Here is a 25,413-nt window from a genome sequence, read left to right as displayed (position 1 = left end):
ATAGGTATTTGATAAAATCGCGTTGAAAACTTGATACCCCCCCCCCCGGTAGAAAATATGTTTTCCAAAACAAGACGAACGGCAAGCAATTGCTAAAAAATCTTGTTCAAAAACACGAAAACTAACGATTTCCTATTATCAAATATGAGGAGAGGTTTTATGAATGCTAAAATCGCAGCCGCTATATCTTTAGGCGCAAGTTCACTGGCATTATTCGCAATGGCAAATGTGGCCAACGCTGTTGAACAGAATCCAAACATAACTCAAGAAACTAACAGCGTAGTTAACAGCGCAAATCCACAATCCGAACCAAAATCCAGCGAAGAAGCAAATAAAGAAGCAAACAAGCTTGCAGACGAAGCCGAAAGACTAGAAAAAGAAGCTAATACAGAATTTACAAAAGCTCAAGACGAATATAATCAGGCTAATCAAGCTGCGACCGACGCCAACAATGTTGCCAGCACTGCACAATCTGAGTTAGAGGATGCTCAAAAAGAGAAAACTCTCGCAGAAGAAAATCAAACTAAAGCAAATAAAGAATTGCAAGAAAAGCAATTGCAGGCATCTAAAGCAAAAGACGAAGTAACAGCAAAAACTAAAATATTAGAAGCAGAAAAAAATAAAGAAAAAGCTGCTTTAGACGCAAGGAAAGATGCTGCAAATGCACAAATAGAAGCCGAAGAACTTAATGCTTCTGCTCAAAGTGACGCTGCAAAGCATAAAGAGCTAGCAGATAAAGCAGATGAAGATTTAAAAGATAAGCAAAAAGCTCAAGAGAAAGAAAACGAAAATCTGCAACAAGCCAAGGATGCTCTAAGCAATGCAAAAAAGGAGCATCAAGAATTATTGCAAAAGGCCAATCAGTTAGATGTACTTAAACAAAATGCAGATAAGCTTGTTGAAGAAAACAATAACAATCAAAAGAAAATTACGGCCCAGATAGAAGCGCTTACAAATCCAAAATCTGCTAGCGAAAATGAGAATGTTAAAAATCTAGAAAAAGAAGCTCAAGAAGCGCAAGAAAAAGCAGATTCAGCAAAGACTAATGCTGCTAAAAAGAATTCGGAAGTCAACTCTGCAAGCGACAATCTTACAAAAGCAGAAAATGAGCTTAAGTCAAAGAACAAAGACTTTTATGATTTAAAAAACGCTGTAGAGGAAGCTAAACGCACAGCAAAACAAAAAAGTGACGAATACGACCTTACCGCAGATACAGAAGATTCAAACAAAAAAGTAGAAGAAAAGTCCGACTTCTACAAGTTCTTGCAATATGTGATTGATACTGAAAAAGCTAAGAAAAACGCAGTCAACGCCAAGCTTATTGCAGACGCTGAGCGCGCTCAAAAAGTCCTTAAGGGCGAGACTTATACGGTTCCTGATAAGAACAAAACTGTTGGAAATGTCACATACACTACTCCAGAATACACAGTTTATGCTCCAACTTGGTACAACGACTTAGTAAAGCCTGGACTTGGCAGGGTTGGTAGCGCAGACTCGCTGCAAAATATGATTGAAGCATCAACATACTACGATGCTCTTAACACGCTGCGCAAGGCAGACGATTCTTTGCCAGAAGTCGGCGTGCGCTTAACGCATATTGCCGAGGGCATTGTGCATTCCTTCTACTCAGCCGCGTATATAGGTCATGCTGCATCTCATGAACCTGATGGTGTAGCAGAAGATTTAAAAACGCATGCATATAATCGATCTGCGGAAAATGTTGCGTGGAGCAACAAGTTAGACGGGCACGACAATACAAGAAATCCACAGAAGTTTGATGACTGCGAGGTAACAGACGAAGGTCATTTTTCTTGCAAAATCAACTCTGGCGACTCACACAACGCTCTAGACGGTTGGTACACAATAGAAAAAACCTTGTACGACAACACAATTAGCAGCGGCAAATGGGCGAATCATAAACTCGCAAATGGCGCTAAAGAAATACTGCAACAACATAGACATGATCTTGCAGATTTTACTCGCAATACAAAAACTATCTTATTTGAAAACGACAATGATGAATCGCTTACTAAGAAGTTTATAAACGCAGTTGGCCATTACACAAACTTTGCCGATAGGTCAAATACTGCTGCGGGCTTCGCCGAAGGCGACAACTCGTATGACAATAAAAACAAATACCAAGATATTGCCATGTGGCATGGTAGCAACGAATCGACGATTACAGTTAGCCAATATAAGGATTTGCTTGATGCTTATGTTAAAAAAGTTAATCCTAATAACAATAACTTGGAACCAGATAACGCAGAAAAGTTGAAGCAGCTTAATGCGGACGCAAACCTTGCAAATATGGCTATTTTTAACGCCAGATATAAGGTTTTGCAGAAAAAGCACGCCATGAGCGAACAGGATCGTGCCGCTATTAAAGGCCTCGAAGAAAAATTCGATGGTGCTGTTAGCAAATTTGAGCAAGCTCAAGAAGAGTTTAAAGACGCAAATAAAAGCAAAATCCTTCTGGAAGAATCTGCTGAGGCTGCGAAAAAGCTTTATGAAGAAGAAAAGCAGAAGGCAGATGCTAATGCTCAGCTTGACGAAAATGCTAGAGATAACAAAAAGAAGCAACTTGAGCAAGAACTTAAAAAGTTGCAAGCAGCTTCGACTGATTTGAACAAAAATGCTGATAATGCTAAGAATACTGCAGAAGAAGCTCATAAAGCAGCAAATGCAAAACAGGCTACGATTGATGGCGATTTGAGTGATGCTGTTAATACTGCTCAAGGCAAGGTGGATGCTGCAAAGCAAGCGGTTCAAGCTGCAGAAGCCGACAAGAATAGGGAAAGTGAAGCGCTTGCGGCTGCTAACAAAAAGGCTGATGAGCTAGCTGATAAGATTGCTGAATTAGAGAAAACAGTCGAAGCGGAAACTAAAAAGATTGAACAAGCAAATAATAGAGTTTCTGATGCGCAAAAGGCTGTTAAAAGTGCTAATGATCAGCAAGAACGAGTAAACAACGAGCTTTCTGCTTTAAGTAAAAGAGCAGATGAGGCAAATAAAAAGGTTGTAGAAACTAAAGCTGATGTTTCCAAAAAGATTGAGGCTGTTAAGGCAGCTAAAAAGACCGTTGCAGATGCTAAGGCTAAGGTTGCCTCTGCTCAAGCCACTCTTAAAGCCGCAAAAGCTAAGGTTACAACAGCACAAAAGACTGTTAAGGCTGCTGAAGCTAAGTTTAACGAGATAATCAAGAAGCTGCCTAATGAAGCTACTCGGGAAACATACAGGGCCAAGTTCCTTGCTGCTACTGGGCGATTCCAGAATATGCAAACGGATTTGATGAGCTACACCACGCAGCTTGAAACGTTGACAACTACGTTGAACGATAACGCAGACGCGCTTAATAAGAACGTAAAAGACACAGTGGTTCCACCAGCTCCAGAGCCGTCAGTTCCAGCTCCAACGCCACCTGCGCCTGCGCCAGCTCCAAGCGAAGATAGCGACACAACGCCTGGTTCTGGTTCTGGTTCTGGTTCTGATTCTGACTCCAGCTCCAGTAGTGATGCTTCTAGTAGCAACTCCAACTACTACAACCAGTATCTTGCAGGATATGCAAACAACTTGTTCGGAAACGAGCAACTTGGCTTTAACGCTGTGATTCCAGCTGCACAATCGCAGAGTGCAAACGGAGCTAATGCTCAGAACGCTAATGGCGTTGCAGCGAATAATGTTGCAGGAGCTGCGCACGCTAACCGCATCGCAGCAGCGCTTGCAGCCGCTGGCGCTAAAGCTGAAGCCAAGGATCTTGCTAAAGCACAAGATGCTGCTAAGGATTCTGCTGCTAAGAACGAGTCTAAGCAGGATAATGCAAAGAACGATGCAAAGGATTCCGAAAAGAGCAAGTCTAAGAACGACTCCAAGAATGATTACAAGAGCGAATCTAAGAGTGAATCTAAGAACGCTCAGGCATCAGGCAACGCACAAAACGCAGCACAAAGCGCATCCAACAGCACTACGTTTAAGGTTGTTGCAGCTATAGCGGCTGTTGTTGCAGGAATCGCAGCAATCGGAGGCGGCACTTACTTTGCTCGCCATCGTCGTGCGTAATCAAAACTAAAGAAAACAAAAACCGCGGTTGACTGGTCTTATAGCAACTCGTCTGCCGCGGTTTTTGTATCTATCAACAACAAAACCCGTCAAATCGCTCGCGTGTTACAGCGCGCTATTCCTCGCGGCTATTAGTAGCCGCTCGGCTGATTTGGCATGTAAAGTCCACTGGACTTTACATTTGAGCCAAATCACGCTTTGCAGCGCAGAAGCAGTGCTTCTGCCTTGAGCTGCTCAGCGCTCCAAATTGCCTTCTCGCGCTACGCTCTAAGCTCGAAGGCAGGTCGTCGCGCCCGCGCATTTTGTACCAAATTACGCCTAAATCACGTACAAAAAGCGGAACACAACTCCGCACTTTGTAGCTCAACACACCAATGAGGGCTACATTCTCGGGCGCGACGAATTAGAACCCCAAGCGCTCAAGCTTCTTAGGGTCGCTCTGCCACCCCTTTGCAACCTTCACATGCAAATCGAGCACAGCTTTAGCGCCTGTAATACGATTCACCGCAGTGCGCAAACGCTTCTTAACGCGCACAAGATGCTCCGCACCGCGCCCAATAATAATCGGCTTTTGCGAATCGCGCTCAACATACACCGACACAATAACATGCGCTTTATTATCGCTATATTGCGCATAGTCCTCATCTCCTGGGCGCACAATGCTATCTACAACAACCGCCAGCGAATGCGGCAACTCGTCGTCAAGCTCCTCAAGAAAAGCCCCACGAATCAACTCCGCAATCATGCTAGAAGGACTCTCCTCGCTAAGCTGATCGTCTGGATACATCTTCGGACCTTCTGGAAGATTGTCAATCAAAACCTTCTTAACTTCGTCAACATTGTCGCGTTCCAAAGCGCTAACTGGCACAATATCCGTAAAATCGGCAAACTGTTGAATCTCAATCAAATGAGACACCAACTCATCGCGGCTTAGCGTATCAATTTTAGTGACGATTCCAATAAGCGGAACCTTCCACACCCAGTTTCCAGCCGCATCTTTTTTGGCAAAGTCGGAGCGAAGTCGGCTTAAGATTCTTCTATCTCCAGGCCCAATCTCTTGATCTGCTGGAAGCAAGAAAGCAATCGCATCAACATCCGCAAGCGACTCGTCTACAATGTCATTCAAGCGCTGGCCTAGCAAAGTGCGCGGCCTGTGAATTCCTGGCGTATCGACTAACACCATTTGCGCGTTTGGAGTTGTTAAGATTCCGCGAATCGCCTTGCGCGTTGTTTCTGGGCGAGAAGACGCTATTGCGATTTGCGTTCCGATTAGCGCGTTCATAAGCGTTGATTTTCCAACGTTTGGTCTGCCTACTACAGCAACAAATCCCGATTTATAGCCGTTAAAATCAGGCACTTCTACGCTCGCTTTTAGAGAAGGATCTAAATTAGCAAACATTTCGTCATTCATATCGTCATTCATTTCGTCGTCCATATCTTCCATATCGTCATTCATATCATTAACATCTTTCATATCATTCATAATTCAACACTATTTATCGCCATCAACTTGCGATGATTCACTATCTTTATCGCCATTCTTGGCATTATTCTTGCCCTCGCTCCTGCTGTCACTCTTTCCGCCACTCTTTCCAGCGCTATCGTCTTCTTCTTTAAGACCCTGAATATCTTTAAGGCCTTGAATATCTCGCTCAACAAGAATTGTGGAGACTTTCTTGCGCCGCCCAGCAGAATCAACCGCAGTTAGCTTAAGGCCGCGAGTCACAGCACTCGACCCAACAATCGGCACGTTTCCAAGCAACTTAGTAAGCAACCCAAACACAGTGTCCACATCGTCTTCGTCTATATGCACTTCAAAAATATCTTCCAAATCGGCAATCGGCGTGCGCGCAGGCATTTTCCACACACCCTTACTCACCTCTTGCGGATCCGCGTGCTGAGTGCGGTCGTGCTCATCTTCTAGCTCTCCAACAATTTGCTCAATCGCGTCTTCAATCGTCACAAGCCCTGCAATTCCGCCATATTCGTCTACAACAACGGCAACGTGCTGGCGGATTCGCTGCATTTCGTGGAACAAATCATCCACTGGCTTGGACTCTGGAACAAGCATCGGGCTTCGGCCAATCGTAGAAACCGCGCGCTCAGATGCAGCAGGATTAAACACAGTTGCGCGCACAGCATCCTTTAAATACGCAATTCCTTCCAAATCGTCAACCGACTCGCCAATTATAGGCACGCGAGAAAATCCAGATCTTGAGCATAATTTTAGGAAATTTTCCAGCGTTTCGTCGTTTTTAACGCAAATCATATCGGTTCGCGGAACCATGATTTCGCGCGTTAACGTGTCGGAAAGTGTAAGCACATTGCGCATCATCTCCGAAACTTCTGGGTCAAAATCATTTGCCTCTACAAGCCTGTCAATACTCGCTTTAGCTTGATCTAATTGAATATTTTCCAACTCTTCGTCGTCGGAAAGAGCAGCATTTTTCTTATGATTTTGGCTTTGACTTTGCGAATCTCCGCGGCTTGCGATTTTTGCAAACGGATTCATAAAAACAGCAATCGAAACTATTCTAGACAAGCGCATTAGCTTAAACACTGGCTGAGCCGCGCCCACAGACCTTGGCCGCACAAGAATAGAAACAATTGCAACAATCATTGCCACTATTAGTCCGATTAATAGCGTTAGCCAAAAAGACGCACCAAGAGCCGCCGCGATTGCAGCAAAAGCCACGCCGTCCAGCACATTACACACGATTCGCACAAACGCGCACGCTCCGCTCGTTGCGTACCTATCTGCTATAAGCCTCTTTGCTCTGCGAATTCTAGCAAGCTTCCTCAAGCGAACGACTTGACTTTCGTTATCGTTCGTTTGTTCTTCAATCATAAGATTATTAAGACTAGACCTTGTAACTCTTGGCACAGCCCCTTCCGCCGCCGCCATTGCAAGCGAAAGCCACACAAGCAAAACTGCGACTATTGCAATCGCACCCAAGCAAGCCCACATATGCGCAGGCAAATCGGGAATCGGCGGAATTGTAATGTTATTTAGCATGATTTTTCTCGTATTCTTCCAGCTCATTTACGGCACCTGCTGGCAAAGTGGCGTCGTAAAGCTCGCCAGATCTAGCTGCAAAGAACGTTAGCAAAAGCTGCCTTTGCAAGCCAAACATTTGCTTTTCTTCTTGAGGCGTAGTGTGATCATATCCAAGCAAATGCAACATTCCGTGAATCGTAAGCAATAGCATCTCTTCCATTGTGCTATGCCCTGCCGCTGCTGCCTGTTGAGCTGCCACCCACGGGCAAATCACAAGGTCTCCAAGCATTCCTTCGCTCACTTTGTCGTCGCTTCCAGGAGTCAGCTCGTCCATTGGAAAGCTCATAACGTCTGTAGGGCCTTCTAAGTTCATCCATTTTTCGTGAAGACTAGCGATTGGCTCTGGGTCTACAAAAGTAATCGACAAATCGGATTGAACGCTTACTCGCATTTGTTGCAAAACCCACATTCCAAGGTCGGAGAATATTTTTGGGTCGATTTGCCAAACGGTTTCGTTCATCACTTCAACACTCATGATTACTTGATATTCCTCTCAAGATTTTGCGATTCAAAATTTTGCGATTTTTGCGATTGCGCGGTTTCTTGCGACTTTCCACGCGCATCCCCAGCCTCGCGCTTTTCCCACGCTTCGTACGCTTCTACGATTCGCCCAACAAGCTCGGCCCTAACAACATCTTGCGCATTTAAGTGAACAAACGCAATACTTTTAACGTCTTTTAGCACGTTCTCAATCGAAGCTAAACCAGATTTTGGAACCGCTAAATCGACTTGCGTTCTATCTCCCGTAATCACCATTGTTGTGTTAAATCCAAGACGCGTCAAAAACATCTTAAGCTGCTGAACAGTAGCATTTTGCGCTTCGTCTAAAATAACAAAAGCATCATTAAGCGTGCGACCTCTCATGTATGCAAGCGGAGCCACTTCCACAACGTTTTCGTCCATATACCTCTTAAGTTGCGGCGCGCCCAACATGTCGGAAAGCGCATCGTAAAGCGGCCTTAAATATGGGTCTACTTTGTCGTTTAGCGTTCCAGGCAAGAATCCAAGATTTTCCCCAGCTTCTACAGCAGGGCGCGTCAACACTATTCTTCGCACGCGACCATCTTCTAAAGCTCTAACCGCCTTAGCAACCGCCAAATACGTTTTTCCAGTACCAGCAGGCCCAATTCCAAACGTTACAGTATTTGATTCCATTGCTTGCACATAAGCCGTTTGGCCCGCTGTTTTTGCGCGAACAGGATTTCCGCCTGCAAACGTTATAACGCCTTTAGTCATTCGCGCTTTGCGGCTCATTGCTCGCCTTTTAGCATCTTCACTAGATGGCATTAAATCGGCAGAATTTCGCGCAAAATCGCTTTCGATTGAACCAGAGCCAGAACCAAAGCCAGATCCAGCATCAAAAGAATTTAATCCGCTAAACGCTCCGCCTAAAACTCCACCATTGTGACCAATCCTATCGATTCGCACATTATGTTCAGCGCCTTTAAGCACATCTCTTTCTAGCATGCGTTTTACAGCATAGGAATCAACAGGAGCTTCGTAAGCGCAATCAACTATTTTGCGCAACGCGTGTTCGGCTTTGCAAGCGTCTTCTTCACTTCTTGCGCTTCTAGATACGATTTTCACACAATCCGCGTGAACGAAAATATCTACGCTTGGAAAAGCCTTCTCCAACTCTCTTAAGTTTGAATCTGCTGCTCCCAAAACAGCAACTGGGCTTAATTCGCTTGGAATTTGAACAATACGCGTTGTACTATTTGCCACGATTTATAAACTACCTTCTTCAAGTTTTTCGCCTGTTAAAACATGAGCGTGAACATGGAACACGGTTTGACCAGCTCCCAAACCAGTGTTGAAAACAAGGCGATAATCGCCATTATAAAAGTCGTTTGCAATTTTTTGCGCAACGCATGCAATATGCGCCAAAACATCACAATCATTTTGCGCAAGCTCAACAACATTCTTGTAATGATTGCGCGGAACAATCAAAACATGCACCTTGGCTTGCGGATTAATATCGTTAAAAGCCACTACTGCATCGTCTTCATACACTTTGCTGCTTGGGATTTGCCCATCAATTATCTTGCAAAAAATGCAATCTTTGTCAGTTATGTATGTATTGCATGCTTTATCCATTATTTTGCCCACTTTTCAATAATTCTTATCGCAATTCTTATCGCAATTCTTATTACAATTCTTATTGCAAAATACCATTTACCATTTTACACAAAACACGCACAAAGCTTGCAAAGATTGCTTTCAAAGATTACTCGCAAAATTGCTTACTATTCGTACCTGCCAAGCGCTCTAGAAAGCAATGATAAGCATACTGGCCCTGCTGTAGATGCGCGTAAAATATTGCTTCCTAAAACGCAACTTTTAGCTCCAGCGTCTATAAAACTTTGCACTTCTTCTTCGCTAATTCCACCTTCTGGCCCTACAATTACGTAAACAGTGCGCGTTTTGCCATCTTTTAAGCATTTTTCTGTTAAGTCGTTTACGTAGTTTTCGATTTGACTAAAAGAATCCGTTGCATCTTGATGCAAAACAACTACAAGACTTCCATAAACGCATGCACGCCTACAAATTGCTAGAATCTGCTTACTTGTAACTGGCTCTAAAAGCTGCGGCATCCACGCTCTTCGCGATTGCTCAGTAGCAGCCTCAAGCACCTGATTCCATCTCTTATCTGTGCGCCCTGGCTTCCATTTTGAGATTGACCTATTTGCGCACCAAGGAATTACTTCGTCTACTCCGATTTGCGTAGCCATATCTATTGCTTGCTCGTCGTGACCCGTTTTTGCAAGCGCCTGAATCAACGCTAATCTGGTTGTTGGCGCTGGCTCTTTTATAAACGAATCTACTTTAACTAAGCCGTTTTCGCTGTCTGTAATCGTTGCGTGAATTCGCACTCCTTTGCCGTCCGAAAGGTCTAGCGAATCTCCATCCGAAAGTCGCATTGCGCTTATTGCGTGCCTTTTAACGTGTTGAGGCAAGCTAAGAGTCCAGCCCTCTTCAATCCCATTTGCAAGAACGGGCGCGTCGTCTTTATTTGTATCCAGCAAAAACAAAGCATCTGTCATAATTTAAGCCTAACGTTAGGCGCAGCCAACATTTTTGCTACTTCTGTGATTTTGTGCAAGTATTTCTACTTCTGCATTTTCGCTCAAGTATTTCTGTGCAAGTATTTCTGTGCAAGTATTATGGCAAACTAGAATTATACGAATTGGAGGTATGCGCAAATGGTTGACGATTTTAGACGCAACTTTGCGCATTCCATTAATCAAGATTGCACTACAAGCGATGAAGCTTTTGTGACTTTTCGCGTATCTCGTTTTACTCCAAATGACGGTTCTTGCGACTCCGCGGTTGCTGGCGACTCCGCGGTTGCTGGCGATTCAAGCACTGGCCCAACCACTAACTCAACACAAATCTCCTCCACTAACTCCCCTGGTTTAGTTAGAAGGCACAGAGAAAGTCCTTTTGCAAAAAAGCGTAAAAGCAGCCCATTCCAGGCTCAAAATTCTGGCGACCTGCAAGCTAAACCATTAAGCGGAAAACATTGGATTCAAGATTATACGATTCGCGCGCGCAAAAACGACACGATTTTAGACTGCTTGCTTAAAATTAAGCGCACACTAGACCCCACTTTGGCATTTAGATACTCTTGCGGTCACGGCGTTTGCGGATCGGATGCTGCAAACGTAAACGGCATACCCACTTTACTTTGCACAGCCACAATCGCTCAAAACGCTAGGCAAAATACGCAAAACCCGCAAAATCAAGGCGTTCGATCAAGCGGTTTTAGAAAAACTGGTAGCGTAAAGTCGCAAGCTTCCGCAGAATCAACCGCAACACTAACTACAACATCATCAGTCGATGAAAATCACAATCCGCAAGTGCAATCTCAAGAGATATCTTCACTAATCCAAAATGGAAGCTTTGGCATTATTGAGGTTGCGCCACTTTCTGGCTTTGCTGTTCAAAGAGACCTTATTTGCGATCTTTCTCCAATGATTGCTCAACTTAAAAGACTTGAGCCATATTTGCAAGCGCAAGATGTTCAAACAAGAAACAGCAGCGGAAAACTTGCGATTATTGAGTTTTTGCAGCACCCAGAGCAGCTTGCAAAGTTTGAGCTTTTAAGCAATTGCATAATGTGCGGCGTGTGCGAAGGAATTTGCCCAGTTTATGCAGGCGGAGAAGCGTTTATTGGACCTGCAGCTCTTATAAATGCTGCGCGATTTATTAATGATTCCAGAGATAACGCCACTAATCGAAGATTAGACTTGGCGGATTCTAGCGACGGCATAAGCGCGTGCCAATCCGTGCGAGCATGCTCCAGGCAATGCCCACGCGGAATCGACGTTGGAGAAGAAATTTGGCAACTTACAACGCTTATAAACAAGCGCAAAATGAAGGAAAATTAGCCAAAACTAGCCAAAACTAGTTAATAAACTTGTCTCCAGTTGCAATTCGCACAGCTTCTAGAGGGTCGTCTGTAATCGCAAGCAAACTAGGGTCAAAAGACGATATAAGTCCTCTTTCTTTAACTGTAGTTTCAATCCAATTCATAAGGCCTTTCCAATATTCGCTGCCAAAAAGCACAACAGGAATTTTAGAAACCTTATGCGTTTGAACAAGCGTAAGCGACTCAAAAAGCTCGTCCATTGTGCCAAAACCGCCTGGGCACACAATAATTCCCGAAGAATATTTTAGGAACATTGTTTTGCGAACAAAAAAGTAGCGGAATTGCATTCCAAGATTTACCCATTTGTTTAAGCCCTGCTCGTGAGGCAATTCGATTCCTAGCCCCACGCTTGTTCCGCCAGCTTCTGCCGCTCCGCGATTTGCTGCTTCCATAATTCCAGGCCCGCCGCCCGTAATCACCGCAAAACCGCGTTTTACAAGCTCTTTGCCCATTATGCGAGCGCTATTGTATTCTGGCTCGTCTGGCTTTATTCGAGCAGAACCAAACACGCTAACAGCTAATCCAAGTTTTGCTAAAGCGTCGAAGCCATCAATAAATTCGGCTTGTATTCTAAGAACTCGCCAAGGGTCAAGGCCTTGCCACGCGTAATTATTATGCAAATCGCTATTAGGCAAATCGTGTTGCAACAGTGTTTCCGTTGTGCTTTCCTTAGGAATCATTGGCCCACGCATCATTACGGCACCGCTGTAATAAGTGTCTTTCCAAGGTGAGTTCTGTTCGCTTTGCGAGCGCGAGTCGCAAGAATTATCTGGATTATCAGATTTACCAGAATTATCTAAATTACCTAAATTATTATTAGAAACCATAAGTCACCTCTAAAACCTTCTAATCGCAATTAAAAACAGACTAAATCACTCTAAATCACTCTAAATCACTCTTCAATATCGTCTAATTCTTCTTCCATATGATTCGATTGCTTTGCAAGCAAGAATCCAGAAACAGCAGCCGCAATAATAGACGCCACTAGTACGCCGAATCGCGCTTCGCCCGAAAGATCCGCGTCGCTGTACGCAAGCGAAGCGATTAACAAAGACACAGTAAAGCCAATTCCGCACGCGCATGCTGTAGGCAAAAGGTCGCGAACGCGCAAATCGTCTGGAACGCGCAAGCCAATAACTTTCTTAGCAAACCAAGCAGTAATCATAATTCCAAGTGGCTTTCCAACAACTAACGCAATCGTAATCGCAATTAGTATTGGAGACAAAAACAGCTGCCAAGTCAATGTTTCAAAATGAACTCCAGTTGCAAAAAGCGCAAAAACTGGAAGTGCAAACAAAGAAGACAAAGGCTGAATTTTCTGGCGATACCTTTCGGCTCTAAGCGACTTTTCGCCGTGAACAAGATGCGCAGGAGTTAGCAAACCAACCATTACGCCTGCAAGAGTTGGGTGAACGCCAGCCTGATACATCATAACCCACGCAAGCAAGCCAACAAGCGCCACAACAGGCCATGGAACGCGCTTTAATCGCACAAGCATAGTCCACACTAATCCGCATAAAACAACGCCTACAAACCAATACCATGCGTTAAGCGAAGAGAAGAACACTGCGATTAACGCAATTCCAAGAAGATCGTCGACTGTAGCCAGAGTCATTAAAAATGCGCGCAATGATTTAGGAAGCGTTTTAGCAAAAAGCGCAAGAACAGCCAGCGAGAATGCTATATCTGTTGCCGTAGGAATAGCCCAGCCGTCGCGAACCATTTCTAAAGACGGAAGCGCTCCAGAAGTAAGTCGCATAATCTCTTGACCAGCGTGCAACTCCGAGAATATTGTAACAGTTCCAACAAAAAGAATCGGCGGAACAACCATGCCGCCAACAGCGCAAATCATTGGCATTGCTGCAGCGCGCGGGTCTCTAAGAGATCCTGCAATAAGCTCGTGTTTTAAGTCTAAACCAACTGTAAGGAAGAAAATAGTTAGCACGCCGTCTTGAACCCAGTGGCTAATCGACATGTGAATGTTGGTGTATGGAATTCCGATTTGCGTGTGAGAAACAGCTTCAAAAATAGGCGACGCAAATGGCAAATTTGCAAGCATTAATCCAGCTAAAGCAAATCCGAGCATAATCAACCCAGACGTACGCTCATTATTGGCTATTTTGCATGCCACTTTCCACGCGCGCTTTAACATGCTGAATTATCTCCTATAAGTTTTAAGTTAAGTTTTAAGTTTAGAATGCTTGTGCAAAATACGTTACATGCACTAGGACTTACAAGTATATAAGATACGTATCGAAATATAACAAAAACGCCACTCCGATTAGAAGTGACGTTTCAAATTGTGGAGCTAGGGGGATTCGAACCCCCGACCCCCTCCATGCCATGGAGATGCGCTACCAGCTGCGCCATAGCCCCGTTTTAGTTGTATAGCTCAAACGAACCTTTGATAGAATACAACAGATTTTGCTGCCAACCAAACTCGGCGTGTCGTACACAGCGTTTTTGGCAGCTATTTCTATTCGCCGCCGCCTGATTGCTGCGAGCCAGATTCGCCTTGTTGTGCAGCAGATCCACCACTCGCTCCGTTAGATGAAAGCGACGACGAAGACGAAGAGTCGCCAGAAACCGAAGAATCGCCTTTAGACCCGCGCGCACCAGAATCCGCTCCAGAAACACCAGAATTCCCAGAGCTTTGCTCGCCAGAACCTGCATTAGACTCATTTGAATCTAAAGAAGAGGAGGAAGATCCCTCGTGAGTCTTTTTATCTTGCTTTTCGCTAGGATTCTTGCTCGAAGAATCTTTTCCTTCTTTGCCTTCTTTACCGTCTTTGCCGTCTTCGCCTTCTTTGCTGTCTTTACTGTCTTGCGCGTCTTGAGAGTCTTTTTGCGCGTCTTGAGAGTTCTTATCTTGATTTTGAACGCCATTATTTTGGCCGTTTTGATGCGTATTATTGTCTGAATTCTGGCCATTATTCTGTTCTGTATTTTGGCCAGAAGGCACTAAATTATCTGTGCCCTTTCCTTGAGTAAACAGAAGCACAATGCCAGCAGTAAGAAGAACAGCCGCGAGCGCGCTCAAAATAGCAATAACAATCGTAAGCTTCTTATACTTCGCTTCACTATTTGCGTAATAACTTCTGCCGCCTAATGCGCGTTTAGCGTCGTTAAGAGTAAGAATCGAGTCTTCGTCTCCTTCCGAAAGCGCATTATCTTCTTCTTTTAGCTTTCTTAAGGAAGACAATTCCATAACACTCGTGCTTTCGGCATTAAGTGCTTGCGATTCCCCCGATTTTGCGTTTTGCGAACTTAAAGAATCAACATCACGTAAAGAATCGCCAGCAACATTTGCAACATTTGCATTAGAAGCCATTGCAACAACTCTTCTAGCTTGTTTTTCTTTGCTCGAATCAATCATATTATTGTAAACTTCGTATTCTTTAGGCATATCATCCTCTAATGCAATAAAACGCGCATTATTTACCACTTTAGTGTCATCTTCTTCATAGCGGCTTGAACCTGACTTTAGCGCAGAAGAAGACTGTATCTTTTTAGAAGACGCGTGAATAACATTTTGATAAAGTTGCGATGCTACAGCAGAGACAATCGAACCTATTGCAACGCCAATAACAGACCCCGCAATACCAATTTTTGACGAAAGCAAAAACGCCGTCACAGCTGCAAGAGAGCCAGCTAGAACTTGCGTAAATGATATTCCCTTAAAGAAGTTCTTCACAAGCACACCTTAAAAATCGTTATCTACTACTATTCACTAAGCAATATGCACAAATTAGTAATCACCAAAATATTCGCTAATTAGTATTCAAATTGACTACTACTTAGATTGTAGATGCTGGCGCAGATGCCACTTTTGCTTTAGATTTATAAGCGCTCTGCTTTTTTCTTGCTTTTATAAGCTCAATATGCTCTGCCAAACTTGCAAGCAAAATCGCAGCAAAAATCAACGCAAATCCAACAAAAGCCATGCTTGTTACTCGCTCATTGTAAAGAATGCTAGAAAATAGCAATGTAAACAAGCATTCTGTGCACATAATCACAGAAGCGTTAGCTGTAGAAAGATAAATCAGCGTGTAGTTTTGAATAACTTGAGCAACAACAGTTACTATCACTATAAGATAGAACATGTTTGTAAATGTAATCCAATTATCTTCGGCATTAAAGTTAGGCAAAGGCTCGCTTATTGCAGCTCCGCACAAAAATAGAACTCCAGAAACACTAAACTGGCCGAATGTTAAAGCAACGGGATTGTACTGCCTAGAGTAATACGCTAAGTATGTTAAGTTAAACGCAAAAACAGCCGCGCAAATAAGAGTTAAAACATCTCCGTGAGAAAGCGTAAGAACAAGCAAGCCTGGCTTTAGCGCAACGAATCCAACGCCCACAACGCATGTTAAAGCAGCAATAATTCCTAAAAGCGTTGGCTTCTTTTTAATAATCATCCACGCGGAAAATGGCGCTATAACGCAATATGCAGCTGTAAGAAAAGCGCTTCTGCCTGGGTCAATCCACCTTAATCCTTCTGTTTGCGTAACTAAAGACGCGTAGTATGTAACGCCCGTTAAAAGCGAAGGAATTATTAGCTTTTTAGTAAAATTTTTGCGAATCGTCTTAAAGAAAACCACGCCCATTATTATGCACGCTCCAAGCATGCGAACCCCCATAAGCCATTGCGGCGTGAATACCTCTAGAGCGTATTTAGACGATACGTAGCTTCCGCCCCAAATTGCGGCGCATAAGAGCAACATGATTCGCGCAATGTTTACGGTAATTCGATTATTCTGCCTTGGTTGAACAGCGCTATTTATTTCACTCATGTCACTCCCCTCATTATTGCAAACAACAAGTCTATAGCATTAAATTTTTCTTTAAGTTAGCTAAATTGCCTTATAAACTTTATAGAATAGCCACAAAAACAAGAAAAGTACAACCCATTGGCGTTCCTTCGGAAAATTTACTACTTTATTGCGAAATCAGCACTTGATAGCACGCTATTGCCTTAATATTTACGATTCATGATTTAGGTAGTGCGTTTGTATCAAAAAACACCAAAATTCAGTACAATCGCACTACGTATTCGTTAGATTTGTCTCGCTGGTGAGACAAATGTTACGTTTTTTGGCTTAAATCCGTTACATTTGCATCATTGATGAGACATTTGTTACGTTTTTAGCTGTAAAAACGTAACAAATGTATTACGCGCACTACAAATATAACGCAACTACTATTATCCCTGTGTTGAGCAACACAAAGCGGAACTCTTAGCATTATGCAATTAGTGATTTATGTCACAAGTTTACGCATTTTTACAAAAACTCATCGATTTTTAAGCCTTTATATGCACGATTGCGCGTAATCTTAAAAGTGATTGAATCATAATCATATAATTGCGCGATTGCACAATAATCAGTTGAAGAAAGGACTCAACATGGCAACTCTTAGTGAAGATATGAAGACTTTTATTGAAAACAATTTGGCTTGGATTGCAACGATTAGCAAAGATGGCGAGCTTGATCTTGGCCCAAAGATGTCGATGTTTGTTCTAGACAATAATCACCTTGCTTACCACGAGCGCACTGCAGGTCAGCATTTTAAGAACTTGCAAGACGGCAGCCAGCTTGTTGTTGCAGTTGCAAATTTGGCAGAAAAGAAGGGCTATCGCTTCCGCGGAACTGTTACACTTCACACGGATGACGCGATTTACAACGAGCAGGTTCGCGTTGCAGAAGAAAAGGGCACAAAGAAGCCTGCTGCTGTTCCTGTTATGGAGATTAATGAGATTCAGGATTTGACTTCTGGAGCTAATGCTGGAAAGACAATTGCTAAAGATTAGTCAAAATACTAATTTTTAGCAAAAATCTAGCAAAACGCCGAATAAATTATGACCATTCTATGACGCGTTTTAGAATAGCGAGTGGCGTTCTTCTTCAAAGGCGAAGATGAACACCACTCAATTTTTATTTGATTATTTTATTTACTTAAATTTTTACTTAAATTATTTAATTGTCACTAATTTACTTGCTTTCTTTACGCAATTCGCGCAATCTAGCGTTCATTTCTTTCGCTTTCTTCTTCTCGAAGTAATAAATTATTGCAGCAATAGGAATCGGTAAAATAACAGTGAACGCAATCCATCCGCAAATCACCGCTGGATCATCTTTAAATGAAATCCATCCAACAATCACAGACACAATAAATTGAATAGCAATTGGAGGAACTAGCGCAAAAACGAACTTTGCAAGATTTGACATGCGTTCATTCGACCAAAAAATAGCGAACACTCCATATCCTATGCCTATAACAAACGCGGCTACAGCATAAGATGCAATTCTGTTTCCAACCGCGCTATGTGCTAACAGGCTTGAAACAAAAGACATTACTGTAAAAATAGTGCACCCTATGCCAATGCCTCTAACAATGTTTTTTACCATTGTTTTACCAAAAGTTGTAACTTGCTTTTCCATAATAATCGTTTCCTTTTTAAGTATTAAAAAATTACTATTAAAAATTAGTATTAAAAATACGCTTAAAACTACATTCCCAAGCGCTTTTTGAACGAGCTCAAGCATCTGCGACTAATCCACTCAACGCTTCCATCGTCCATTTTTACGCTCATACTTCCGCCGAATCCTGGATCAACTCGAACAATGCGATTTAAGTTCACGATTGCGGATTTAGATATGCGCACAAACGACGCGAATTGCGGATTATCAAAATCCATTAGACGCTTGTAAGACACGCACTCGCCTTTATCACTGTGAATGATTACGCGCGAATTTTCTACGCAAATCATAATCACATCTGGCTCGTGCATAACAATAATCGAATCATTAATATAACCATATATGAATGAATTATTATTGCTATTTGCCGCATTCGCAGTATTATTTTCGGCAATATCAGTATTATTTTCAGCATTGCTTGATTTTGCATCTTTAGAATCAATGCTTTGCAAGCTGGCTATAATGCGTTTAAGGTTATCGTCAATATTGTGAACTGACAATTGAGCGCACTGCTCTTCTTCTGGCGGCACAATAGCAATCGTTACTTTCATCAGGCCCCCTTTCGTATACTACCGTTAGCGTTTACTAGCTTTTGCTAACTTTTCTTAGCTTTTGCCAGCTTTCTGTTTTGTAATTTTGACTATACGGCACTGTAAATAATCTGTCTTTACAAAACCGCTAAACGGTAGTTTTAGGAATATAAGCGGCAAAAAAGGAGAAATTATGCTGCTTAAGCTGCACCCCAAATGCGAATAAGACGCTGGCTTGTAGGGTCTGCTGCAGGACCTTGATCGTAAGCATCCAAACGCCAATGAATCGAGCCATCCGCATTAAGGCTTGGAATTAAGCGCGCCCAACGGCCGTTTCCCATTCCGCCAATCGTCTTATAAGAAGGATCTACCTTGTCTAATCCAAGAAGCTTATGAACAGTTTGAGAAAGGCAAGATCCGTGCGAGAACACTAGTAAATCGCGGTCTGAGCCAGTTTTGCGCGCCCAATCTTCAACAGCTTTCGCAGCGCGCTCGCCAACTTCTTGCTTAGTTTCTGCACCGTGATTAAGCTCGCCACCTTCGCCTTTTACCCAAGCATTAAAATCTTCAGGCCATTTTTCGCTAATTTGCTGGCGATTAAGGCCTTCCCACTCGCCAAAAAAGCGCTCGCGCACGCCATTTTCAACGTGAACATTAAGACCAATCTTATCTGCAAAAGCGTGAGCCGTCTGCTGTGCGCGAATAAGCGGCGAAACAATGGCAACAAAACTTGCATCGGCTTCTTCTGGAGTAATGCGCACGTGCTCCTGGCTATTTGGATTCTTTGGGTCTTCTAAGTCGGAAGCTCCAAAAAGCACTCGCAAAGCCTTACCAGAGCGAGTCACCTGGTCTATTCCAGACTCATCTAAAGCAATATCAATCATGCCTTGAAGTCTAAATTGCGCGTTATAAGGCGTCTGACCGTGGCGAACAAGCATTACAGAACGCGCAATACCCTCGTGAGCGCTGTTTTTATTGGCATTATGCGCAATTTGCGTTGCGCTTTCAACAAAATCCACCATTATCTTGCGCTACCTTTCAGACTCTTAATCGCCATTTTGTGCATCATCGTCATCGCCACGCACATCATCATCATGCTCTGGAAGTTGCAAATCAATTGCAGGGCAATCATTCCACAAACGCTCAAGGCGATAAAACTCGCGCGCTTCCTCGTGCATAATATGAACCACAAAGTCGCCAAAATCAAGCAAAATCCACTGTGCTAGTTCTAAGCCTTCTCTAGATATTGGCTTGCGCTTGTTGTCTTTTAAATACAAATCTTTTTCGATTTCTTCACTAACAGCTAAGACTTGACGTTCATTAGATGCAGAAACAACCAGCATAGCGTCTGTAATTCCAAGCAGATTGCTAACGTCAAAAGCTTGGCAATTAGTGGCTTTTAACCTATCGGCTGCAGCCGCAGCAATCCTAATCGCGTTAACAGAGCTTTCTAAAGCTGCCATTGTTTCTCCTTAAGTATCAAACTAGCAAACTATCGAACCAGCGAACTATCGCTCCCAAGCTGGCTTCCAGCCTTCTACAACATGCTGAGTATTTTCCGAATACACCATGGAATCCGCTGGAACATCGTGACGCACAACAGAGCCTGCACCCGTTGTAACTCCATCTCCAACAGTAACGGGAGCTACAAACAGGTTTCCTGCACCAACATGCGCGTTAGAGCCAATAGTCGTGTGATTCTTATGCACGCCGTCGTAGTTTGCTGTAATCGTTCCACCGCCGATGTTCGTGTGCTCTCCCAAATCAGCGTCGCCCATATAGCTCAAGTGCGGAACCTTAGTGCCGTTTCCAATATGCGCTTTCTTCATTTCCACAAACGCGCCAGCTTTGCTTTCTTCGCCAAGCACATTTCCTGGTCGCAAATACGTCCACGGACCAATGTTTGCAGCGCGGCAAATATGCGATTCTTGCACACGCGAGCGCTCCACAACCGCGTCTTCATCTACTTGCGCATCAATAAGCGTAGTGTACGGTCCTACAACAGCGCCGCTTTTAACAGTTGTATGCCCTTGCAAGAAGCAGCCTGGAAGAACCGTAACGTCTTCTTTCAAAACAACATCGTCTTCAATCCATGTAGTATCTGGATCTAAAATAGTCACGCCTTCAAGCATCCACTTTTCGCAAACGCGCTTGTTATATGCTTTTGCAAGCGCAGATAACTGAACGCGCGTATTTACACCTTCCACGCTCAACGAGTCTGCTGCCGCCATTGCTCCAACACGCCCCATTGCGCGAGCGTGCTCTAGCGCATCTGTTAAGTAGAACTCGCCTTGAGCGTTCTTTGAATCAAGGTTTTCTATAGCATCGCTAAGCACTGCAGCGTCGAACACATACACAGATGTGTTCACTTCCTTAATCGCAAGCTCTTCTGCATTAGCGTCTTTGTGCTCAACAATACGCAGAACATCGCCATTTTCTCCGCGCACAATTCGCCCGTAGCCAGTGGCATCGTCTAAAACAGCAGTTAGAACAGTTGCCGCGTTTCCTTGATTATTGTGAAAATCGATTAACGATTGCAATGTTTGCGTATCCAAAAGTGGCATATCACTTGCCGCAATTACCACAGAACCTTTAAGCGCACTGCCATATTGCTGCTTTGAAGCTTCGTTAAGATCTTGCATTGCGCACTGCACAGTCCTGCCCGTTCCAGGCTTATCGTCTTGGTTTACAATGCGCACAGCGTTGTTGTAGCTTTGTGCTGCTTGCGACACCCGTTGCGCTTGAGCATGAACTACAACGACAAGCTCCTTAGGGTTTACGCCTGCCATTGCGTCCATTACGCGATTTAAGAATGTTTTTCCAGCAAACTTATGCAATACCTTTGGAGTTGCTGAACGCATGCGCGTCCCATCACCTGCTGCCAGAATTATTGCTGCGGCTACATTATGATTTTCCACATGCGCTCCTTATTTGCATAATACGTGCCGAAAGATTTTTCAACACAAACATAAGAGCAAAGCAAAGTGCCCCCGACGCGATTCGAACGCGCAACCAACGGATTAGAAGGCCGTTGCTCTATCCATTGAGCTACAGAGGCGCAAGTTGCAATTATACCAAAATTCTTACACCAACACACCCAATCTTAAATAATTTGCAAATTAATATTTCTGATTTGTGGGATTTGTATTCTGTTTTGATTCTTATTTGTGATATTTGATTCCGTTTTGATTCCGTTTTGATTTATTGCATTTTACTTTGGGTTTTTAGCGAGCGGTTGCTTGCGATTCTTCCGCACACACGCAACTAGCTTTCTTACACGCAACACGCGGTATATTTGATTACTCTGCAAAATGTGGTATAGTCATCAAGTCGCGTTAAAACGCGGATAATTTAAGATGCCCCTGTATCCCAATTGGTAGAGGAAACAGCCTCAAAATCTGTGCAGTGTGAGTTCGAGTCTCACCGGGGGCACGTGCACAACGCCGCTTACATTCTAAGCGGCGTTTTTGTTATCTTCCCCATCACTCTCACGCGATTTTGGCCTATAACACGATTATAAAAAACGCGCACCCAAAAGGATGCGCGTTTAGAAAACTAACGATTAGCTGACGATTAACTAGCAATCAGCTAGCAATCAACTAGCGATTAATCGCAAGCACCAACGGTGTGAACGTAAATAGAGTCGGTACGACCGGCCTGGCGCTCACCCTGAGCAGTGCTCAAAACAACAATCTTGTCGCCATCTTCAACCTTGCCAGCTTCACGAAGAACCTTGTCGGTAAAGATCATAAGATCGTGACGGTTCATATCGTGGTAGTCCTCGCTAATCAAGAAGCCTTCAGTGCCCCAGCTCAAAGCCAACCAGTGATAAGTGTGCTCATTGTTGGTCAAGCCGTAGATTGGAGCAGCTGGGCGCTCGCGAGAAATGCGATGAACGGTACGACCAGTTTGCGTGTAAGCAACAATTGCCTTAGCGTTGAGCTTGTCTGCCAAGTCAACAGCTGCAGAAGAAACTGCACCCGTGCTAGACATGTCAAGCTCCACAGATGGAATGCGATCGTAACCGTTTTCAGTAGCGTATTGAGAAATACGAGACATGGTCTGAACGGTAACTGCTGGATACTTGCCGACTGCGGTCTCGTTAGAGGTCATAGTTGCATCGGCGCCGTCAAGAACAGCGTTAGCGCAATCAGAAGCCTCTGCACGAGTTGGAACTGGAGAGTTAACCATAGATCCAAGAACTTCAGTAGCAACGATTACTGGCTTTGCGTATTGGCGAGAAAGCTCAATGCAGCGCTTGGTAACGAGTGGAACCTGCTCAAGTGGCATCTCCACTGCCATATCTCCACGAGCAACCATAATGCCATCGAAGGTCTTAACAATCTCTTCCAAGTTTGCAACAGCCTGTGGCTTCTCAATCTTTGCAACGATTGGAATGCGTCGGCCTTCTTCGTCCATGATTTCGTGAGCACGATCAATATCGGTAGCAAAACGCACGAACGACATAGCAATAATGTCTGCACCCGTGCGAATAGCCCAACGAAGATCAGACTCATCCTTTTCGGTCAATGCTGGAAGAGAAACGGCAACGCCTGGAAGGTTAATGCCCTTGTGGCTAGAAACTGGGCCAGCAACAACAACCTTAGTGTGTACGTCGTTGCCTTCTACCTTGGTAACCTCAAGACGAACCTTGCCATCATCGATCAAAATTGGATCGCCTGCGTGGCAATCTCCTGGCAAACCCTTGAAGGTTGTGGAAGTGCGATGCTCATCACCCTCAATATCGTCTGTTGTAATAACGAACTCTTGGCCCTCTTCCAAATAAACCTTGTCTTCGCCGTCAGCGTTCTTCTTGAACCAGCCGCAACGAATCTTTGGACCTTGCAAATCAACAAGAGCAGCAACATTACGACCAGTGGTCTTTGAAGCTTCGCGCACATTGTTGTAAACGCGCAAATGATCTTCAGGAGTGCCATGCGAACGGTTTAAGCGAGCAACATCCATGCCAGCTTCAACAAGCTTGGTAATGCCCTCTAACGATTCGGTAGCTGGTCCAATAGTATCAACAATTTTGGCTTTTCTCATAATGCCTGCCTGTTTCCTTTGTTTATTTTTAAATGGGAAAATACCCACTTTCCGAGTAATAGTGTACCAGCAAATTGTGACCTATAGGCAAAACTCGCACTTATTTATTTACTACGATTAAACATGACTACATGCGCTCACTGATTAATCACGATCATCTTGCGATTAGTCACGCTAACTTATCAATCATTTTCTTTCAGTGCAATCTTTCAGCGCAAGTTCTATAAGCTTATCCGTGTAATCAGCCATAAATAACGGAATATTCAACATATCATCGTCTAGTTTTAGATTATTCAGCGAGAATCGTATACGTAATTTCGCTTGATTAGGGAATAGTTCTTTAAACTTTTTCAAACTTCTACTGTTAATATTTGCTTCAGATTTAACCTCAACAGGGAAAATATCATTTTCTCGTTGAATAAGAAAATCCACTTCATAAGGCGGATTCGTTTGAGACCAGTATCTAGGCATAACTTCAAATTGAGTAAGTAACGCCTGCAAAACATAATTTTCTGTTAAAGCACCCTTAAACTCAGTAAATAGCCTATTGCCTTCCGCAAATGCAGTAGGAGCAAGTTGTGCTAATCGCCTTAACAAACCAACATCTGCCAGATAAATCTTAAAAGCAGATACATCATCATAAGCAGCAATAGGTAAATTCGGCGCAGTATTTCTATAAATTTTATACACCAATTGTGCCGACACCAACCATTGCAAAGCGTCTTCATATTCTCTTGCTCGCGCACCATTTTTAACAACTTTATACAAGAATTTTTTGTTTTCACGCGCCAGTTGAGATGGAATAGAATTCCAAATCATTGATATTTTAGGAAACTCGCTAACATTAGGATGTTTCGCAAAATCTCGTTCATAAGCTGTTATAATCTCAAACAATGTTTCTTGCATTGCGTTTACATCTCGTGCTTTAGCCCACATTAAAACTGACTCAGGCATTCCCCCTGTAACATAATACATTTTTAATTTCTCGTATAGCGGATTAAAAAATGCGTCTGGAATCGGCTCTATTTTATCGATTTGTTCAATAAACTTCGCTAGATTTTCATCTCCATTAGCAAGTAAAAACTCTGTGAAATTCATTGGGTTTATTTGCATAAAATTAACTTTTCCAACTGGGAATGAAGATGGTTTGGCAAGCGTTATTCCAAGCAATGATCCAGCGCAAGCAACATGATATTGCGGAGCGTTTTCACAAAAATATTTCATCGCGTTTATTACTTCTGGGCAGTCCTGAACCTCGTCAAATATGATAAGCGTGTTTTCTGGTTCGATTTTTTGGCCACTTGCAAGCATTAGGTTTTGTAAAATTCGCTCCACATTTTTAGTGGTTTCAAAGAATTGCTTATATTCTTTGTTTTCATCGAAGTTAAAATAAGCAATATTTTTGTAGTAAAGCTTACCAAATTCTTTTAGTATCCAAGTTTTACCAACTTGACGTACTCCTTTTAATATCAATGGTTTACGGTACGGCGAGTTCTTCCATGCTAAAAGTTTGCTCATAATCAGCCTTTTCATGTTTACTCACCTTTCACTTGACGTTACGCTATTAGATATTTCAACCGCATTAGTGCGTTGCTGTTTTTACGCGTGATTGTTCTGCTACGTTATTATGTTGCAACAATTCTGCGGTTATTCTGTTATATTTTGCGTTATCTTTTATCGTGTATCACATTATTATACATAATTTAGTGCATTTAATCACATTATTATACATATTTTGGTGTTTTTTATCACATTATTATACGATTATACGCATTGATACGCATTACGCATTAAGTAGCGCTCGCATAAAAC

The 25,413-nt window shown here is 43.2% G+C and carries 20 protein-coding genes and 3 tRNA genes; 4 read left to right on the top strand and 19 right to left on the bottom strand.

Annotation, left to right across the window (positions count from 1 at the left end; all coding sequences use genetic code 11):
- Positions 1-159 precede the first annotated feature (159 nt).
- A complete protein-coding gene (locus HXT36_RS01205) occupies positions 160-4,056 on the top strand; it encodes a hypothetical protein (RefSeq protein ID WP_421778943.1) in 3,897 nt (1,298 codons plus the stop codon).
- 403 nt (positions 4,057-4,459) lie between these two features.
- Here HXT36_RS01205 and era read toward each other — a convergent pair whose 3' ends face one another.
- From era to HXT36_RS01175, 6 genes are all read right to left on the bottom strand, one after another.
- Positions 4,460-5,539: a GTPase Era gene (gene era / locus HXT36_RS01200; RefSeq protein ID WP_102705028.1), complete on the bottom strand. Its 1,080-nt coding sequence runs from the start codon at positions 5,537-5,539 to the stop codon at positions 4,460-4,462.
- A gap of 9 nt (positions 5,540-5,548) precedes the next feature.
- A complete protein-coding gene (locus HXT36_RS01195; RefSeq protein WP_421779221.1) occupies positions 5,549-7,072 on the bottom strand; it encodes a hemolysin family protein in 1,524 nt (507 codons plus the stop codon).
- On the bottom strand, positions 7,062-7,589 hold the full coding sequence (gene ybeY / locus HXT36_RS01190; RefSeq protein ID WP_004130585.1) for an rRNA maturation RNase YbeY: 528 nt from the start codon (positions 7,587-7,589) through the stop codon (positions 7,062-7,064). The genes HXT36_RS01195 and ybeY overlap by 11 nt, the downstream gene beginning before the upstream one ends.
- 2 nt (positions 7,590-7,591) lie before the next feature.
- Complete coding sequence (locus tag HXT36_RS01185; RefSeq protein WP_421778940.1) at positions 7,592-8,839, bottom strand: PhoH family protein; 1,248 nt, start codon at positions 8,837-8,839, stop codon at positions 7,592-7,594.
- Positions 8,840-8,842: 3 nt separating this feature from the next.
- Positions 8,843-9,211 (bottom strand): histidine triad nucleotide-binding protein, encoded by a 369-nt coding sequence (locus HXT36_RS01180; protein ID WP_016635849.1) that lies wholly within the window; start codon positions 9,209-9,211, stop codon positions 8,843-8,845.
- A 149-nt stretch (positions 9,212-9,360) separates the two neighbouring features.
- Entirely contained in the window at positions 9,361-10,158 is a 798-nt protein-coding gene (locus HXT36_RS01175) for a 16S rRNA (uracil(1498)-N(3))-methyltransferase (protein WP_016635850.1), read from the bottom strand.
- Between the two features lie 159 nt (positions 10,159-10,317).
- On the opposite strand from HXT36_RS01175, the gene HXT36_RS01170 reads away from it, so the two are divergent.
- Complete coding sequence (locus tag HXT36_RS01170) at positions 10,318-11,505, top strand: succinate dehydrogenase/fumarate reductase iron-sulfur subunit (RefSeq protein WP_421778938.1); 1,188 nt, start codon at positions 10,318-10,320, stop codon at positions 11,503-11,505.
- Positions 11,506-11,521: 16 nt separating this feature from the next.
- Here the strand turns inward: HXT36_RS01170 and HXT36_RS01165 are convergent, their stop codons facing one another.
- From HXT36_RS01165 to HXT36_RS01145, 5 genes are all read right to left on the bottom strand, one after another.
- Complete coding sequence (locus HXT36_RS01165) at positions 11,522-12,373, bottom strand: TIGR00730 family Rossman fold protein (RefSeq protein WP_016806712.1); 852 nt, start codon at positions 12,371-12,373, stop codon at positions 11,522-11,524.
- 65 nt (positions 12,374-12,438) lie between these two features.
- On the bottom strand, positions 12,439-13,698 hold the full coding sequence (locus HXT36_RS01160) for a Na+/H+ antiporter NhaA (protein WP_020973429.1): 1,260 nt from the start codon (positions 13,696-13,698) through the stop codon (positions 12,439-12,441).
- A gap of 151 nt (positions 13,699-13,849) precedes the next feature.
- Positions 13,850-13,922, bottom strand: a tRNA-Ala gene (locus HXT36_RS01155).
- A 100-nt stretch (positions 13,923-14,022) separates the two neighbouring features.
- The gene (locus HXT36_RS01150; protein WP_421778935.1) at positions 14,023-15,240 is read right to left on the bottom strand and encodes a hypothetical protein; all 1,218 of its coding nucleotides are present in this window, start codon (positions 15,238-15,240) and stop codon (positions 14,023-14,025) included.
- 103 nt (positions 15,241-15,343) lie between these two features.
- The gene (locus tag HXT36_RS01145) at positions 15,344-16,339 is read right to left on the bottom strand and encodes a DMT family transporter (protein ID WP_016635855.1); all 996 of its coding nucleotides are present in this window, start codon (positions 16,337-16,339) and stop codon (positions 15,344-15,346) included.
- A gap of 611 nt (positions 16,340-16,950) precedes the next feature.
- Between HXT36_RS01145 and HXT36_RS01140 the strand changes: the two genes are divergently transcribed.
- Positions 16,951-17,355, top strand: a complete 405-nt coding sequence (locus tag HXT36_RS01140; protein ID WP_016806710.1) for a pyridoxamine 5'-phosphate oxidase family protein — start codon at positions 16,951-16,953, stop codon at positions 17,353-17,355.
- Positions 17,356-17,536: 181 nt separating this feature from the next.
- Here HXT36_RS01140 and HXT36_RS01135 read toward each other — a convergent pair whose 3' ends face one another.
- The 6 genes from HXT36_RS01135 to HXT36_RS01110 all read right to left on the bottom strand — a co-directional run bounded on the left by HXT36_RS01135 (position 17,537) and on the right by HXT36_RS01110 (position 21,613).
- On the bottom strand, positions 17,537-17,986 hold the full coding sequence (locus tag HXT36_RS01135; protein ID WP_032813214.1) for a DUF3021 family protein: 450 nt from the start codon (positions 17,984-17,986) through the stop codon (positions 17,537-17,539).
- Between the two features lie 68 nt (positions 17,987-18,054).
- A complete protein-coding gene (locus tag HXT36_RS01130) occupies positions 18,055-18,576 on the bottom strand; it encodes a LytTR family DNA-binding domain-containing protein (protein WP_421778932.1) in 522 nt (173 codons plus the stop codon).
- Positions 18,577-18,755: 179 nt separating this feature from the next.
- A complete protein-coding gene (locus HXT36_RS01125) occupies positions 18,756-19,577 on the bottom strand; it encodes a histidine phosphatase family protein (RefSeq protein WP_020973422.1) in 822 nt (273 codons plus the stop codon).
- A gap of 24 nt (positions 19,578-19,601) precedes the next feature.
- A complete protein-coding gene (gene rsfS, locus HXT36_RS01120) occupies positions 19,602-20,018 on the bottom strand; it encodes a ribosome silencing factor (protein WP_016635860.1) in 417 nt (138 codons plus the stop codon).
- A gap of 45 nt (positions 20,019-20,063) precedes the next feature.
- On the bottom strand, positions 20,064-21,473 hold the full coding sequence (gene glmU, locus HXT36_RS01115; RefSeq protein ID WP_421778929.1) for a bifunctional UDP-N-acetylglucosamine diphosphorylase/glucosamine-1-phosphate N-acetyltransferase GlmU: 1,410 nt from the start codon (positions 21,471-21,473) through the stop codon (positions 20,064-20,066).
- Between the two features lie 67 nt (positions 21,474-21,540).
- Positions 21,541-21,613 (bottom strand) — tRNA-Arg (locus tag HXT36_RS01110).
- Positions 21,614-21,913: 300 nt separating this feature from the next.
- Here HXT36_RS01110 and HXT36_RS01105 point away from each other — a divergent pair.
- Positions 21,914-21,987, top strand: a tRNA-Leu gene (locus tag HXT36_RS01105).
- A 174-nt stretch (positions 21,988-22,161) separates the two neighbouring features.
- On the opposite strand, the gene pyk is transcribed toward HXT36_RS01105, so the two are convergent.
- Positions 22,162-23,601: a pyruvate kinase gene (gene pyk / locus HXT36_RS01100; protein WP_004113139.1), complete on the bottom strand. Its 1,440-nt coding sequence runs from the start codon at positions 23,599-23,601 to the stop codon at positions 22,162-22,164.
- A 186-nt stretch (positions 23,602-23,787) separates the two neighbouring features.
- Positions 23,788-25,134: an ATP-binding protein gene (locus HXT36_RS01095; protein ID WP_421778926.1), complete on the bottom strand. Its 1,347-nt coding sequence runs from the start codon at positions 25,132-25,134 to the stop codon at positions 23,788-23,790.
- Positions 25,135-25,413 lie beyond the last annotated feature (279 nt).

The organism is Gardnerella sp. DNF01144 (assembly GCF_049244245.1).
GTDB lineage: Bacteria > Actinomycetota > Actinomycetes > Actinomycetales > Bifidobacteriaceae > Bifidobacterium > Bifidobacterium piotii.
Note: the sequence above shows the minus strand (reverse complement) of the source record. Positions and strands in the feature narration are given on the sequence as shown.

Bases quoted from the DNA above. Each gene is read 5' to 3' on its own strand.
- HXT36_RS01205 (WP_421778943.1), top strand. From the start codon at position 160: ATGAATGCTAAAATCGCAGCCGCTATATCTTTAGGCGCAAGTTCACTG.
- era (WP_102705028.1), bottom strand. From the start codon at position 5,539: ATGAATGATATGAAAGATGTTAATGATATGAATGACGATATGGAAGAT.
- HXT36_RS01195 (WP_421779221.1), bottom strand. From the start codon at position 7,072: ATGCTAAATAACATTACAATTCCGCCGATTCCCGATTTGCCTGCGCAT.
- ybeY (WP_004130585.1), bottom strand. From the start codon at position 7,589: ATGAGTGTTGAAGTGATGAACGAAACCGTTTGGCAAATCGACCCAAAA.
- HXT36_RS01180 (WP_016635849.1), bottom strand. From the start codon at position 9,211: ATGGATAAAGCATGCAATACATACATAACTGACAAAGATTGCATTTTT.
- HXT36_RS01175 (WP_016635850.1), bottom strand. From the start codon at position 10,158: ATGACAGATGCTTTGTTTTTGCTGGATACAAATAAAGACGACGCGCCC.
- HXT36_RS01170 (WP_421778938.1), top strand. From the start codon at position 10,318: ATGGTTGACGATTTTAGACGCAACTTTGCGCATTCCATTAATCAAGAT.
- HXT36_RS01165 (WP_016806712.1), bottom strand. From the start codon at position 12,373: ATGGTTTCTAATAATAATTTAGGTAATTTAGATAATTCTGGTAAATCT.
- HXT36_RS01160 (WP_020973429.1), bottom strand. From the start codon at position 13,698: ATGTTAAAGCGCGCGTGGAAAGTGGCATGCAAAATAGCCAATAATGAG.
- HXT36_RS01145 (WP_016635855.1), bottom strand. From the start codon at position 16,339: ATGAGTGAAATAAATAGCGCTGTTCAACCAAGGCAGAATAATCGAATT.
- HXT36_RS01140 (WP_016806710.1), top strand. From the start codon at position 16,951: ATGGCAACTCTTAGTGAAGATATGAAGACTTTTATTGAAAACAATTTG.
- HXT36_RS01135 (WP_032813214.1), bottom strand. From the start codon at position 17,986: ATGGAAAAGCAAGTTACAACTTTTGGTAAAACAATGGTAAAAAACATT.
- HXT36_RS01130 (WP_421778932.1), bottom strand. From the start codon at position 18,576: ATGAAAGTAACGATTGCTATTGTGCCGCCAGAAGAAGAGCAGTGCGCT.
- HXT36_RS01125 (WP_020973422.1), bottom strand. From the start codon at position 19,577: ATGGTGGATTTTGTTGAAAGCGCAACGCAAATTGCGCATAATGCCAAT.
- rsfS (WP_016635860.1), bottom strand. From the start codon at position 20,018: ATGGCAGCTTTAGAAAGCTCTGTTAACGCGATTAGGATTGCTGCGGCT.
- pyk (WP_004113139.1), bottom strand. From the start codon at position 23,601: ATGAGAAAAGCCAAAATTGTTGATACTATTGGACCAGCTACCGAATCG.
- HXT36_RS01095 (WP_421778926.1), bottom strand. From the start codon at position 25,134: ATGAAAAGGCTGATTATGAGCAAACTTTTAGCATGGAAGAACTCGCCG.